Annotated in this window: 12 protein-coding genes and 1 riboswitch; of the genes, 4 read left to right on the plus strand and 8 right to left on the minus strand. The window is 61.4% G+C overall.

The window, feature by feature from the left end; translation table 11 throughout:
• Positions 1 to 19 precede the first annotated feature (19 nt).
• The 4 genes from DQ397_RS12500 to araD1 are packed head-to-tail and all read right to left on the minus strand — an operon-like array spanning position 20 to position 5,592.
• Positions 20 to 1,606 (minus strand): aldehyde dehydrogenase (NADP(+)), encoded by a 1,587-nt coding sequence (locus tag DQ397_RS12500; RefSeq protein WP_043210513.1) that lies wholly within the window; start codon positions 1,604 to 1,606, stop codon positions 20 to 22.
• 30 nt (positions 1,607 to 1,636) lie between these two features.
• Positions 1,637 to 3,190: a UxaA family hydrolase gene (locus DQ397_RS12505; protein WP_043210515.1), complete on the minus strand. Its 1,554-nt coding sequence runs from the start codon at positions 3,188 to 3,190 to the stop codon at positions 1,637 to 1,639.
• A gap of 27 nt (positions 3,191 to 3,217) precedes the next feature.
• A complete protein-coding gene (locus DQ397_RS12510; protein WP_178113787.1) occupies positions 3,218 to 4,537 on the minus strand; it encodes an MFS transporter in 1,320 nt (439 codons plus the stop codon).
• A gap of 56 nt (positions 4,538 to 4,593) precedes the next feature.
• Positions 4,594 to 5,592 (minus strand): AraD1 family protein, encoded by a 999-nt coding sequence (gene araD1 / locus DQ397_RS12515; protein WP_043210520.1) that lies wholly within the window; start codon positions 5,590 to 5,592, stop codon positions 4,594 to 4,596.
• A gap of 108 nt (positions 5,593 to 5,700) precedes the next feature.
• Between araD1 and DQ397_RS12520 the strand changes: the two genes are divergently transcribed.
• Positions 5,701 to 6,618, plus strand: a complete 918-nt coding sequence (locus DQ397_RS12520; RefSeq protein ID WP_043210522.1) for a LysR family transcriptional regulator — start codon at positions 5,701 to 5,703, stop codon at positions 6,616 to 6,618.
• A gap of 945 nt (positions 6,619 to 7,563) precedes the next feature.
• Here DQ397_RS12520 and DQ397_RS12525 read toward each other — a convergent pair.
• From DQ397_RS12525 to DQ397_RS12535, 3 genes are all read right to left on the minus strand, one after another.
• Positions 7,564 to 8,217 (minus strand): HAD family phosphatase, encoded by a 654-nt coding sequence (locus tag DQ397_RS12525; protein WP_043210527.1) that lies wholly within the window; start codon positions 8,215 to 8,217, stop codon positions 7,564 to 7,566.
• A 72-nt stretch (positions 8,218 to 8,289) separates the two neighbouring features.
• Positions 8,290 to 9,621, minus strand: coding sequence for an MFS transporter (locus DQ397_RS12530; protein WP_043210531.1), 1,332 nt, complete (start codon positions 9,619 to 9,621; stop codon positions 8,290 to 8,292).
• Between the two features lie 209 nt (positions 9,622 to 9,830).
• Positions 9,831 to 10,877, minus strand: coding sequence for an AraC family transcriptional regulator (locus DQ397_RS12535; RefSeq protein ID WP_148921556.1), 1,047 nt, complete (start codon positions 10,875 to 10,877; stop codon positions 9,831 to 9,833).
• 209 nt (positions 10,878 to 11,086) lie between these two features.
• A riboswitch (cobalamin riboswitch) is annotated at positions 11,087 to 11,294 on the plus strand.
• A gap of 108 nt (positions 11,295 to 11,402) precedes the next feature.
• Here DQ397_RS12535 and DQ397_RS12540 point away from each other — a divergent pair.
• Genes DQ397_RS12540 through DQ397_RS12550 form a run of 3 tightly spaced genes read left to right on the plus strand, consistent with a single transcriptional unit; the run spans position 11,403 to position 14,166 of the window.
• On the plus strand, positions 11,403 to 12,179 hold the full coding sequence (locus DQ397_RS12540) for an ABC transporter ATP-binding protein (protein ID WP_043210533.1): 777 nt from the start codon (positions 11,403 to 11,405) through the stop codon (positions 12,177 to 12,179).
• Entirely contained in the window at positions 12,176 to 13,144 is a 969-nt protein-coding gene (locus DQ397_RS12545; protein ID WP_043210535.1) for an ABC transporter substrate-binding protein, read from the plus strand. The genes DQ397_RS12540 and DQ397_RS12545 overlap by 4 nt, the downstream gene beginning before the upstream one ends.
• Positions 13,144 to 14,166, plus strand: coding sequence for an iron ABC transporter permease (locus tag DQ397_RS12550; RefSeq protein WP_043210537.1), 1,023 nt, complete (start codon positions 13,144 to 13,146; stop codon positions 14,164 to 14,166). Before DQ397_RS12545 ends, DQ397_RS12550 begins: the two co-directional genes overlap by 1 nt.
• A 2-nt stretch (positions 14,167 to 14,168) precedes the next feature.
• Here DQ397_RS12550 and DQ397_RS12555 read toward each other — a convergent pair whose 3' ends face one another.
• Positions 14,169 to 14,633: a sterol desaturase family protein gene (locus tag DQ397_RS12555; RefSeq protein WP_043210605.1), complete on the minus strand. Its 465-nt coding sequence runs from the start codon at positions 14,631 to 14,633 to the stop codon at positions 14,169 to 14,171.
• Positions 14,634 to 14,642: the final 9 nt, after the last annotated feature.

A 14,642-nucleotide genomic window follows, 5' to 3' on the forward strand; every position in this document is an offset into this window, starting at 1 on the left:
TGGCTCCTGAAAGCGCAGGCTAAACTGCCACCGCTTCCCGACTATATTCCCCATCGATCAGTCGCAAAAGGCCCAATGGGTTGGCATTTTGCAGCGCAGGGGGCAGGAGGTCATCGGGGTAGTTTTGGAAGCACACTGGCCGCAGGAAGCGATCGATGGCCAAGGTCCCTACAGAGGTACCGCGGGCATCAGAAGTGGCGGGGTAGGGGCCGCCGTGTACCATGGCGTCGCAGACTTCCACACCGGTTGGATAGCCATTGAGCAGCAGTCGGCCGACTTTTTCCTGCAACAGATCGCTCAACCAGCCATAGGCCAGCAGCTCGGACGGTTCGCCGAGGAGGGTCGCAGTCAGTTGGCCACGCAGGGCCTTGATAGCATCGGCCAGCTGAGCCTGGTCTTCGATTTCGATCAGCAAGGTCGCGGGGCCGAAAACCTCCTCCTGCAACAGCTCATCACCTTCAAGCAGCAGGCTGACGTCAGCTGTGAACAGCTGTGGCGAGGCTTGTTGCATCCCTTGCGACGCGCCGGCCAAGTGCTGGATGCCTGGGTGGGCGTGTAGGTGCTCCAAGCCTTGACGGTAGCTGGCCAGGGTACCGACATTGAGCATGGTCTGCGCCGGTTGGTCGGCCATCTGGGCTTTGAGCTGCTCGACGAAAGCGCTGAATGCAGGGGAGCGCAGGCCGAGGATCAGGCCTGGATTGGTGCAAAACTGCCCACATCCCAGAGTGACCGAGGCGCTCAGCTCGCGTGCGATCGCCTCGCCGCGTACGCGCAACGCCTCGGGCAGAACGATCACCGGGTTGATGCTGGACATTTCGGCGAAAACCGGGATTGGCTGCGGCCGCTCGGCGGCCATCCGGCACAAGGCGTTGCCGCCCTTGAGCGAGCCAGTGAAGCCGACCGCCTGAATCGCCGGATGTTTCACCAGCCATTCACCTACGCCGCCTCCATAGACCATATTGAACACGCCCGCTGGCATCGAGGTGCGCTCAGCAGCACGCAGAATGGCATCGGCCACCCACTCGGCGGTGGCCATGTGGCCGCTGTGGGCCTTGAACACCACCGGACAACCAGCGGCCAGCGCCGAGGCAGTGTCGCCGCCGGCGGTGGAGAACGCCAATGGGAAGTTGCTGGCGCCGAACACCGCGACCGGGCCAATGCCGATGCGGTATTGGCGCAGGTCCGGGCGAGCTGCAGGTTGGCGTTGGGGTAGCGCACGGTCGATGCGGGCGCCATAAAAGTCGCCACGGCGCAAGACCTTGGCGAACAGGCGCATTTGCATGCTGGTACGACCACGCTCACCCAAGATGCGACCGTTGGGCAGCGCTGTTTCGCGGCACACCGTGGCGATGAAGTCTTCCCCCAGGGCGTCGAGTTCATCGGCAATGGCCTCCAGGAAGTCCGCACGTTTCCAAGCGGGCAGGCTGCGATAGGCCGGGAAGGCGGCCGCAGCGGCCTTGGCAGCGGCGTCCACCTCCATTTCGGTGGCCTGGCTGAACAGGCCTGGCAAGGGTTCGCCAGTAGTGGCGTCCAGGCTCTCGAGCTGGATGTTGCCTTGGGCCGAGCGTTGGCCGCCGATGTAGTTGTGACCGAGGATCCGGGTCATGAAAGGCTCCTGTAAGCGTAAACAAGGAAATCAGGTGATAGCGCCGATCTGCCACGGCACGAACTCGTTCTGGCCATAGCCGTGCTGCTCGCTTTTGCTGCGCTCGCCTGAGGCAATGCGCAGCATCAGTCGATAGATGTGTTCGCCACGCTCCTCGATGGTCATGCTGCCGTCAGCGATGCCGCCGCAGTTCACATCCATGTCTTCTTCCTGGGTTTCCCACAGACGCGTGTTGGTGGCCAACTTGATCGAGGGGGAGGGCGCGCAGCCGTAGGCCGAGCCGCGTCCGGTGGTGAAGGCGATCAGGTTGGCACCACCTGCGACCTGGCCGGTGGCGGAGATCGGGTCGTAGCCGGGGGTGTCCATGAACACCAGGCCATGGGCGCGTACCGGCTCGGCATATTCATAGACATCCACCAGGTCACTGGAACCGGCCTTGGCCACAGCACCGAGGGACTTTTCCAAGATGGTGGTCAGGCCGCCGGCCTTGTTACCGGCCGAAGGGTTGTTGTTCAACTCGGCGCCCATGCGCTGGCAATAGGCTTCCCACCACCGGATGCGGGCGATCAGTTTTTCGCCGACCTGCTGGCTCACCGCGCGGCGCGTTAGCAAATGCTCGGCGCCATAGATTTCCGGAGTTTCCGAGAGGATCGCGGTGCCGCCAGCGGCCACCAGGCGATCCACGGCATTGCCCAGTGCCGGGTTGGCGGTGATGCCCGAATAGCCATCCGAGCCACCGCATTGCAGCCCTACAGTGAGATGGCGAACGCTGACAGGTTGACGCTCGACGCGGTTGGCTTCCTCGAGCAGCGACTTCACCTGGGCGATACCGCTGGCGATGGTCTTGGATGTGCCTCCGGTACCCTGGATGGTGAAGGTGCGCAGCGCATTGCAACTCTTGAGGCCTTGGGCAGCGAGCAAGTCAGGAATCTGGTTGGTCTCGCAGCCAAGACCGATCAGCAGCACTGCAGAGAAGTTGGCATGTACGGCGTATCCGCCCAGGGTCCGACGCAGCATCGCCAACGCTTCACCACCGGGGTCGACGGCACAGCCGACACCATGGGTCAGGGCGACCACGCCATCGACATTGGGGTAGGGCGCCAGAGCTTCGGGATGGATGTCACGGCGGAAATGATCAGCGATCGCTCGGGCTACCGTGGCCGAGCAGTTAACCGAGGTCAGGATGCCGATGTAATTGCGCGTAGCAACCCGGCCATCCGGGCGCACGATTCCCATGAAAGTGTCTTCTACGGGGGCTTGCACGCCCCGAGCATCGATACCGAAGGCATAGTCACGGGCGAAGTCGCCCATCGCCAGGTTGTGCACATGCACATGTTCTCCAGCTTCGATGGCCTGGCTGGCGAAGCCGATGATCTGCCCGTAACGGCGCAGGGGCTGGCCGGCTTCGAGATCGCGAGCGGCCACCTTGTGGCCGGCGGGGATCAGTTCGCGCACCCGCACGCCTTCTTCCAGTTGCAAGTCTTTGGGCAGCGCCTGGCGGGCGATCAGCACGTCGTCCAGCGGGTTGAGTCGAATCACGGCATTGGCAGCACTTTCACTGCCCGTCTTTGTAATCAATTGCATGACATTTACCTCAAGGGGACGCGGCACTCAGGCCAGGCCGCGTTCGCGATAGTCGATCAGCCCCGAGAACAGCATCAGGCCGAACGCCATGACCACGAAGAAGATCAGGGCCAGGAAGTAAGAACCGGTGAACTGCACGATCAGGCCGATCAGGATCGGCACCAGAACACCGACCATGTTGCCGCAGAAGTTCATGCTGCCGCCCAGCACGCCCGCCTTGGACTTGCCGCCAAGGATCGCCGGCAGGCACCAGTACATGCCGCACCAGCGAATGAAGAACAGCGCGACGCAGAGCAGGGCGATGACCTTCACGGCATCCGGGGTATAGGCGACCAGAAGGATGCACAAGGCAGCCACGGCAGCAGAACCTGCGAACATGCTGCGCATCACGGTGTTCGGCTGGCCACCGTTGGTTTTCCATTTGTCGGCGATCCAGCCGCCGACCAACTCGCCGACGAAGCCGCACATGAAAATCAGGAAAGTCGCGCCGCCCATGGCCTTGATGTCGAGGTTGTGAGCCTTGTGCAGGTAGCTCGGCATCCAGGTCAGCAAACCGTAGAACACGCTGTTGTAGCAGGCATAGCCGGCAAACATGCACAGCACCGAACGGCTCTTGAGCAGTTCCCTGAGCACGGCCTTGCGGTTGCCGTTGTGCTTGCTGGCAGCTTCATTGGCCTGGGTGATGTAAGACAACTCGGCGGTGTTGACCTGCGGGTGTTCGCTTGGATGGTTGCGGATGTACCACCAGGCCCAGACACCCACGACGATGGTGCCGACACCCGCGATGATGAATGCGATGCGCCACGAGTCGAACCAGGTGATCAGGCCTGCGATGATGATCGCCCCCAGCGCGGTGCCCAACGGTGCGCCGCCATCAACCAAGGTCGCACCACGGCCGCGTTCGTTCGGGGTCAACCAAGCACCATTGAGCTTGGCGCCTGCCGGCATGATCGGCGACTCGGCAACGCCCAGGCCGACACGGGTGATCAGCAGGGTGATCCAGTGGTGGGCAAAGCCGCCTAGCGCCTGGAAGGCCCCCCAGCCGACCGTGGCCACGCCGATGATGTTGCGCACCTGGAAGCGGTCCAGCAGCATGCCGCTGGGAATCTGCATCAGAGCGTAGGACCAGAAGAAAGCGCTGAGTATCAGGCCCTCCAGCGCCGGGGTAAGTTCGAATTCGGCCGAAATCAACGGCAACGCTACCGACAGCGAGGCGCGGTCGATGTAGTTGATGGCAGCGAGCAACAGGAGAATCAGGAAGATCCGCCAACGTACGTTGGTCGGGCGGGCAGTGTCGGCACTCGCCAGGGACGACGAGGGTGACGCCGTGTAAGGGCTATTCTTCATGCTCATCTCTCTCTTATGGTTCTTATGAAATGCCGGCGCAGCTAAGCGCCGCTGAATCAGAGCGCCGTCACCTGTCCAGGTGCGAAGGTCGCTGGCGACAGGGCAATGCCGTTGCGCAGCGGGGCACCGAATTCCGGCAGGCTGATTTCGAATACGTCACCGACAGCTGTCCTGACGTGGTCGGCGAACGACAAGGTCGCGGTGCCGAAGAAGTGAATGTGCACATCGCCAGGGCGCAGGAACTGCGCATACTTGAAGTGGTGGTACTCCAGGTTTTCCAGGGAGTGACACATGTTGTCCTCGCCACTGAGGAACGCCTTTTCCCAGATCACGCTGTTGCCCCGAAGGATTCGGCTGACACCATCCAGGTGGCGCGGCAACTCGCCTATCCGCAGTTCCGGGCCGAACGAGCAGTTTCGCAGTTTGGAGTGAGCCAGGTACAGGTAGTTGCGCCGCTCCATCACATGATCGGAAAACTCGTTGCCGATGGCGAAGCCCAGTCGATAGGGGCGGCCATCGTCGCCGATGACATAAAGCCCGGCGAGCTCCGGCTCCTCACCTGCATCCTCGGCAAAGGCCGGGCTCTGGAACGCTTGGCCTGGACGGACCACTATCGAACCGTCGCCCTTGTAAAACCATTCCGGCTGCACGCCAGCAGTCCCAGGGGTAGGGCGCCCCCCTTCGATGCCCCACTGGAAAATGCGCGCCGTGTCGGTCAGAGCAGCGGCATCGTCGATTTTCTGCTGATGCATCTTGTCACGCGTCGAGGCGCTGCCCAGGTGGGTCAGGCCTGTTCCGCTGACCAGGCAATGGGCGGGATCTTCGTGGTCCAGCGGTGGCAGTACGCGACACTCCGCCAGCATCTGGGCGTAGCACTCATCGCTGTGCTCAAGGCCTCGCGCAATAACTTCGTCGCCCAGGCTGCGCCGGTTGCGGATGGCCGCCAGGGCCAGTTCGCGCATGTGTGTGGTATTGCGTACGACCTGAATTACGTCGCCTTCGACCACCCCGACACGGCGCTGGGCATGGCCAGTTTCAAATTGGATCAGACGCATACTGACTCCTGTTGTTCTTGTGAGATCAATTGCTGGCCACTTTATTTCTCCCTGTCGATGCTGCCTAATGAGAGCTGCTGACACCGCGATAACTTTTAGTGATCCCCTATGCTCCCATCTTTGACTTCCATGGCTTCGCGACTACGCCTTCGTCAGTTGCGCCTCCTGATCAGCCTCGATGAACTTGGCTCGATCCACAAAGCAGCCGAGGCAATGTCCATAACCCAGCCTGGGGCCACCAAGGCCCTGAACGAGATCGAGTCGACCCTGGGTGCAGTGCTGTTCGAGCGGACCAACAAAGGGTTGGAGGCCAATGACTTGGGTCGTTGCGTGGTGCGCTACGCACGTTTGATCAACACAGATCTCGCCCACCTGCGCGAAGAGATGTTGGGGATCCTCCAGGGGCACGGGGGGCGTCTCTCGGTGGGTACCATCATGGGGGCGGTGCCGATGCTGGTGGAGGGTTTAGCGCGCTTGCGCGAGGCCCAGCCGGATCTGTCGGTCACGGTGGTAGAGGACACCAGCGACCGCTTGCTCAGCTTGCTCGATCAGGGACGACTGGACGTGGTGATTTGTCGAACCAGCGTCAGCCATCGACCGGCAGCTTACGAAAGCCGGGTCAAGCACCAGGAACAACTCGTGTTGGTGGCCAACCCGGCACACCCCTTGGCTGGCAGCCAGTCCCTGAACTTGTCCCAGCTGACTGACTCGCGCTGGGTGGTGTTTCCGGTGAACATGCCCCTGCGCCTTACGCTCGAGCGTGAGTTTCGTGAGGCCGGGTTGAGCTTTCCGCAGTATCCCATCGAAACCTCATCGACCTTCACCACATTGTCGATGCTGCAGCAGGATGCCGGACTGCTCGCCGTCATGCCGTGGGATGTGGCGAAAGTGGCCGTGGAGCATGACATGTTGGTACGGCTGCCATTGCAACTGATGTCGCGAAGTGAACCTTACGAAGTAGTCACACGACGCGACGTGGAACTGAGCAGTCCTACCCAAGTGCTCATAGATATCTTGATGGACTGAGCTTCTTTGCTTACACGCTGCCACACGCAACTTAAAAAAGAATCAGGGTAGGGCAGAAAGAGTAAATACCAGCAGCCCGCAATAGCTTGCATGGCCGGTGGAGCCTCAATCTGCCGAAGATTAGAAAACGCAGGCATATATGGCTATCGCAAAATTCACGATTGCCTGAAAGCTGGGATGAATTGGAGGCAGCATCCATCTGGAATAAATACAATTTAACATAATACACATTATGCGCACTATCGTATTGACTGGCGAGCATCAATGGAGGCCAGATCTAAATCTCCACCATAGCCCTGACGGTCAGTCCAGTTCATCGGGTTGAATGTGTTCGTCGTCGACTTGCCTTCGATATCATCACAATCATCCTCTGCCAGGGTTCGCTTTTTCTCGCCGAAATGCCCGGTACAGAACCATCCCAATCGCCTTGGCTCTCGCTGACAACCATTTCGGCCAGAATCTCGCGCAACTGCGAACCGTCGCTCACGTACAGACTCAGGGTTTCGCTGCTGAACGGATTGACCCGTAACAAGCCTGTGTACCTGATACGCACGCCAAATGCTCGCAGCCCTGGAGCCAACTGATATCGCGCAGTATCCAAGTCACTCCTGAAAACTTCAGCGCGTCAGAGACAATCGCAGCCTCATGGCAACTGCGGGCAATGACTTTGCCGCTCACAGCATCGGCCACCAGCACATAGAGGACGTAATCGCCTTGCCCGTACTCATCGACGTTACCCTCACGGGCAAGGCAGCCAAGACCTGGCTAGCGTCTGCAGGATTGGTCTTGCAGGCGGCAAAATCGTTTTTGAAAGTCGGCCATGCTAATTGAATGAGGCGCAGCATTAATGAGTTCGGGACACCCTTCCCCATATATAACTACAGGATATAACTACACTAAATAGTCATTTTGTTGAGTTATATAAATCACCCATCATACTTTGCACTACCGCCACCGCAAAACCGGCCATCCCGTCGCGTCAGCGTGCGCTCGCAGCACTGGATCCGGATTGACGGTATGCGGTTTGGCGACCAGCGAAAGCAACGGCAGGTCATTGCGAGAATCCGAATAAAAATAAGCTCCTTCTAGCCCTTCGCCATGCTCCTGCAGCCAGCTGTGCAGCCGCGCCACTTTGCCTTCTCGATAGGTCAAGATCCCGCAGGTATTGCCGGTATAACTGCCCTGCTGCTGTTCAAGATCAATCGCCAGCACTTCTTCGACCCCCAGTTGCTTGGCAATACGACTCACCAAGAAGTGTGCCGATGCTGAAATGATCAACACCCGGTCACCCTCCTCTCGATGTCTCGCCAGGCACGCCATGGCGTCGTCGTGGATACGCGGGGTGATGATGTCCTCCACGAAGGGGTCCACCGCTTCGGCCACCTCCTCTATCGTTCGGCCGACCAGCGGGGACAGGCTGAACGTCATATACGCTTCCATCGCCAACTTGCCCTGCGCATAGAGCGCCATGAGTTCGCGATCGCGTTCGATGAAGCTGGGCCCGTCAACCCAGCCGAGCGCTGCCATATGGCTGCTCCACAAACTGGCGCAGTCGCCATCGATAAGGGTGTCGTCCAGGTCAAAAAGTGCGAGGGCCATTGGCCACCTCCAAGATACAGGTTCGTGGTGCGAAGGCCCTTCCAGCCTTCGCCCGGTGAAATGTCAGCGGCATCAGCGAGACGCGACGGTGGCAGGCGCTGCCAGGGGTTGGGCGTCGGCCGCCTGGTTTGCCGGGCGACTGTTCCAGAACGGGACCAGCAGCAAGCTTGCAAGCAGCGCCGCGCCCGTGAAGACGAAGAACACGGTAATGGTGTCGAAATAGCCAGGCAGCAGCCCGCCAAGGATGGCGCCAACCGAGCCACACCCGTTGACGAAGCCTGTGGCGGTACCCGCGGACTCGCTAGTGCCAAAATCGATGGCTGCGGCGCCGCTGATCATCGAGTCAGGGCCGTACAGGGTCACACCCATCATGAACAGCAAGCCGACGACCAGATAGATGTTGCCGCTTTGCATCGTCGGCACGAACAGTATTAGCCACAAGGTCAGCGCCATCAGGCTGAGGACGCAAGCCGGCATGCGCCGAGCGCCGAACAACTTGTCAGAGACGATGCCGATCAGGATTGGCCCGACCAACCCGGCGACTTCGAATGCGGACGGTACGATGGCCGAAGCCACTTTGCCGATGCTTGGCATGCGCTCGTAGACGATCACCGGCCCCCACATCAGGATTGCATAACGAGCAGGCTTGAGCAGGAAGTACGCCATCCCCAGTACCAGGACCGTACGATTGGCGAGCACTTTGCGCAGCGCAGTCCAGTAGTTCTCCCGGGGGACGTCGTCTCGACCGGTCGGCTGGACCTGCGCCTCGACCGCAGGCAACCCCACATCCTGCGGGCGATTGCGCTGCAGCAGGAAGAACAGCACGGCAACAACGATAACGACACCGGCCGAAGATACGAACGCCATGCGCCAGTCATGGGAGATCTGATAGGCCCACCACCCGGCGAACGGCGTGGCGACCAGGCCGCCAAAGGCATAACAGGTGCTCCAGTAGCCCAGCACACGTCCTCGCTCGCGTGTGGCGAAGAAGCTGCCGATGTTCTTGCACAACCCTGACCAGCCGGTGGATTGCGCCAGCCCCTGGATCACCATGCAGCTGGCGAAGATCGGCAACGTCGCGAAGGTGCCCATGGCCAGCGCGGCCAGGGCCGACACCACGAGCCCGCCGAGCACGACGACGCGGGTACCGTAGCGGTCGGCGAACACACCCCATGCGAACTGGCCGACGGCGTAGGCAGCCAGGTACAGCGCGTCGAGGTTGGCCATAGCCGCTTTGTCGAGCGTGAAAGTGGGGTCTTCGGCGATGCCCAGTTTGGCAACTGAAAATGCCTTGCGGGTGAAATAGAACGCGGCATAGGCCAGCCACGTGATGATGAATATCTGGACGCGCCAGCGTTGAAGGGATTTCCAGTAATAGCGGGCGTTCTCAGGACTCTTGTACATGTTGTTGTCCTCTGGTGATTACCGCAACGTAGGCCTGCCACCCTGCACTGCTCGATCAAGGCGCCGGCCGGGAGGTATCCGGAGCTTGCGACCTTGATGTTAACAACTGGTCTAGACCAAGAATTGACCCTGCGAGTGAGTTTCTACGTACAAAGTCAATTCGGGGCTTAGCGTGACTGGATTCAAGGCATGAGCCTGCGAACAAATCGTCAAGGCTTTTGGCTACGCCATTGTCGCGGGCTAACGCCAAACCAACGGCGAAAAGCCCGGGAGAACGCACTGGTTTCGGAGTACCCAAGCAACGCTGCCAGGTCAGACACTGGCCGCTTGGGCTGTCGTAGGTAATGCACCGCCACTTCGCGGCGCACCTTCTCCACCAGTTGGCTGAAGCTCACGCCTGCTTCGCGCAGATGGCGCTGCAATCCGGCGCCGCTGAGCTGCAGCGACTGCGCGATCGTTTCCAGGCACGGCTCTCCGCCGCTCAGGGCAAGGCGTACCTGAGCGTCCACCTCGTCCAGCAGGTTGCGCCGTTGATCGCGTGCGCCCAAGCGCCGGAGCACGTCCTGGACCAGAAACAGCAGATTGGCATCGCGCTCCGGCATGATCTGGTCCTTCAGGTCGATCTTGGGTACCAGCATCGAATTACAATTGCGATCGAAATAGACAGGCGCGCCGAACGCCCGCTGATGGGCTTGCCCGTCTAGTGGGCGCGCGTGCTCGAAGCTGACTGCAAATGGCGCCCAGTCCTTGCCCAATACGTGGCGCATCAGGTTCAGCACCATGCCCATGGTCAATTCGGCATCCTGCCGGCGCTCCAGGATGGCGCTGTGCCGAACCTGATAATCGAAGCGATAGCACTCGCCGCAGTCGGCCAGCCGTATCAAGGTATCGTGCTGATGATAAGGAAACGCTGCTGCGAAATTGCGCAAGGCCTCCTCCAACGTACTGGAAAACAACCCGACATAGCCCAGCAGCCCTAAGGCTTGAGGCTGAAACTGCAGACCGTAATGCAAACCGAAATTGTCGCAGTGCGATTGGCGGGCTGCCTCCTCGAGCACCTGGCAGTAATTGGTGAGCGGCAGGCTGAGTGTGGGTTGGCGCAGGCTTTCAGGATTGACGCCGGCACGTCCCAGCACCAGGTCGATGTCACCCCCAACTTCCGTCACGAACCCCTCCAGCCCACTGGCAGCAGCCGACAGGACGCCGAGGTTGCCCGCGACTGGCGAAACGGTGCAGCAGTGCAGTGGAGAACTCATGGTCTATTCCAGTCCGAATTCGTAGATTCGGTAATGCAAATGCTGTGCCCTTGTATCGCCCTCTCAAACAGCCCCTTGCAGTCGAATCAGCTTTCAGAGACCGCCCTGTACTTGGGGCAATGGGTAACATCGCGTAACAATCAGTCACGCAAGAAAGCCGGCAAAGCCAGAACGCCCTGTTCGGTTGACTGACCCGTCCATTAATGCTCAGATGCGCCCCAGTTTCAGGTGTCCCCTGCCGCCGTGCCGGGGATTAAACGGGAAGCCGGTGCCTCGCCTTGCGCGATCAGTCCGGCGCTGCCCCCGCAACGGTAAGCGAGCGATGCATTCGATACACCACTGTGCCGCCGGCATGGGAAGGTGAATGCCTCAAGCCCCTCGCAAGCCCGGAGACCGGCCTGTCACCTCTGTTGGCAACACCCGCGGTGGGCGGGCGCGGGCCGTCTTGGGCAGGCCACTGTCCGCGATTTCCTTGCGCGCCGTCTCCAGTCGGGCTTCATTCACCCCCCGGTACGGTTGGTCTGCATGTCATCCCCTACCCTACGTCTGGAAAGCGTGCACTGGGCTCCCTCGCCCGGCGGTCAACGCCTGCTCGACGACATCGACCTGCAAGTCCACCCCGGTGAATTCGTCGGCCTGATCGGCCCCAATGGCAGCGGCAAGACCAGCCTGTTGCGCTGCGCCTATCGCTTTACCCGACCCGATGGCGGGCGCGTGCTGCTGGAAAACGAAGACATCTGGCAACGGTCCCCACGCTGGGTCGCCCAGCGCGTGGCAGTGATGCTGCAGGAGTTTCCCGAAGATTTCGGCCTGAGTGTGCGCGACGTGGTCGCCATGGGCCGAACCCCGCACCAAGGTTGGTTCGACAGCCATGACGACCAGGCATTGATCGATGCCTGCCTGCAGCGACTAGGCCTGCATGCCCGAGCCGACCAGGGCTTTGCGCCGCTATCCGGCGGTGAGAAGCAACGTGTATTGCTGGCTCGGGCACTGGTGCAGCAACCGCACTTGTTGATCCTGGACGAGCCGACCAATCATCTCGACCCACGTTACCAACTGGCCTTGCTCGAACACCTGCGTGGTACTGGTCTAGGCCTGTTGGCGAGTTTCCACGACCTGAACCTGGCCGCAGCCTTCTGCGATCGCCTGTATGTGCTCGATGCAGGTCGCATCGTCGCGCAAGGGACACCGGAGCAAGTGCTGACCGAGCACCGCCTGGCGCAAGTCTTTGGTGTTCGCGCCCTGGTCGATCGCCACCCATTGGCGCCCCACCCACGTATTACCTGGATCACCCCCGCATGAAGCGACGCCTGACTCATCTGGCCCTGCTCGCCGCCCTGCCCTTCGCAGCCTGGGCTGACAGTTACCCCGTCACCGTGCGCAGTTGCGAGCGCGACATCACCTTCACCCAAGCGCCCCAGCGGGCTGTGAGTCACGACATCAACCTCACCGGGATGCTGCTGGCACTGGGGCTGCGCGAGCGGATGGTCGGCTACAGCGGTGTCAGCGGTTGGAAGACCCTCGACCCGTCCCTGCGTGAGGCCTTGACCGGCCTTCCTGAACTTGCACCGCGCTATCCGTCGCCGGAGAACCTCCTTGATGCCCAGGCCGACTTTCTGTTCGCTGGCTGGGGTTACGGCATGAACGTGGGCGGCCCGCTGACGCCGCAGACCCTCGCACCGCTGGGCATCCCCGTGTATGAGTTGAGCGAATCCTGCTCATGGATCATGCCCCGGCGCCAGGCAAGCCTGGAGGACCTGTACCAGGACCTGCTCAACCTGGGGCGCATCTTCGACGTTCAACCGCGGGCCAACGTGCTTGTCGAGCATCTGCAGCAGCGCGTTGCGCAGGTCCACGCGCAACTGGCCCCAGTGCAACACAAACCCCGCGTCTTTCTCTACGACAGCGGCGAAGACCGCCCCACCACTTCTGGCCGACTCGGCATGCCCCAGGCACTGTTTGAGGCCGCCGGTGCCGACAACGTGATGGCCGACGTGAATGCCAGCTGGACCCAGGTCAATTGGGAGAGCGTCGTGGCGCGGGATCCGGAAGTGATCGTCATCGTTGACTACGGGCCGACGAGTTGGGCGCAAAAACGCGATTTCCTGCTAAATCACCCCGCCTTGAGCGAGGTACAGGCCATTCGAGAGCGACGCTTCGTAGTGCTGTCGTACCTGCAGGTCACCCCATCGGTGGACAACGCAAGTGCCATCGAGCAATTGGCTGCGGCCCTGCATCCTCAACTGTTCGCCAAGGCAACGCACTGATGCCGGTTCGTAGCCCAGGGGGCTATCGCCTGCTGATGTCGCTGCTGCTGATCGGTGTGCTGTTCTCTTGCCTGCTGTCCCTGGGCTTTGGCGCGGCCCATGTGCCGCTGGCGAAGGTCACGGGCATCACGCTGTATCAGTTGGGTATGACCGATATGGGCGACTGGAGCCGGGGGCAGGCGCAAATCGTCTGGCAGATCCGCGCCCCACGGGTACTGCTCGGGGCATTGGTGGGGGCAGGCCTGGCCCTGGTTGGTGGTGCCTTGCAGGCCGTCACCCGCAATCCGTTGGCCGACCCGCACCTGCTGGGCGTCAGCTCTGGTGCGGTACTCGGAGCGGTGCTGGTGGTGCTTTTCATCGGCACCTTTGCAGGCCCTTTCAGCCTACCCCTGGCAGCCTTCGTCGGCGCCTTGGGCAGCATGTTGCTGGTCCTGGCAGTGGCTAGCCGGCGCGGTCGACTGGACAGCGACAGGCTACTGCTGGCCGGGGTGGCTGTGTCGTTCCTGGTCATGGCGCTGGCCAACCTGCTGCTGTACACCGGCGACCCTCATGCAGCCAGTTCGGTGATGTTCTGGATGCTCGGTGGCCTGGGCTTGGCACAGTGGCCGCTGCTTTGGCTGCCGGCGATCTGCGTGCTGGCTGGGTTTGTGCTGCTGATGAGCCTGGCCCGGGCATTGAACGGGTTGATGAGCGGTGAACAGACTGCCGTCAGCCTTGGCTTCGAGCCGCGCCGTGTGCGAGCTCAAGTGTTCGTTGGCTGTGCCCTGCTGACGGGGGTGCTGGTATCGCTTTCCGGCGCCATCGGTTTCGTCGGCCTGATGCTGCCCCACGTCGCCCGTCGCCTGGTCGGTGCCGAGCACCGTCGACTGCTGCCTGCCTGCGCCCTGCTCGGCGCGTTGTTCGTGGTGTGGGTGGATATCGGTGCGCGCACACTCATCGCGCCTCAGGACCTGCCCATCGGTATTGCCACGGCCGCCATCGGCGGGCTGTTCTTCATCGTCCTGCTGCGCCGCAAGGCCTGAACCTAGCGATGTTTGCGGGCCTGCACCTGACGCTTGAGTACACGCAAGGGTGGCGCGTAGAAGAATCCGAACGACACGCTTCCCTTGCGTCCAGGCATCGCATGGTGCAGTCGATGCGCCCGATACAGGCGCTTGAGGTAGCGGTTCACAGGTTTGGGCGCGCAAGGCCAGTGACGATGAAAGAGCCCATCGTGGGCCAGCACATACAACACGCCATACCCCGCCACACCGCCGCCAACCCACTGCAGCGGCGCGTAGCCCGCCTTGCCCAGCGCCACCAGGCCCGCTGCGACCAGCGCCAGGGCCACCAGGTAGACATCGTTGGTCTCCAGCATGCCCAGGTGCGGCTCATGGTGCGATCGGTGCAGCCACCAGCCCCAGCCATGCATGATGTACTTGTGAGCCAGCGTGCCGACGCCCTCCATGGCCACTAGCGTGCCGAACAGGATGGCGAGATTGAACAACATGTAACAGTC

This window comes from Pseudomonas sp. CK-NBRI-02 (genome assembly GCF_008124495.1).
GTDB classification, from domain to species: domain Bacteria; phylum Pseudomonadota; class Gammaproteobacteria; order Pseudomonadales; family Pseudomonadaceae; genus Aquipseudomonas; species Aquipseudomonas guariconensis.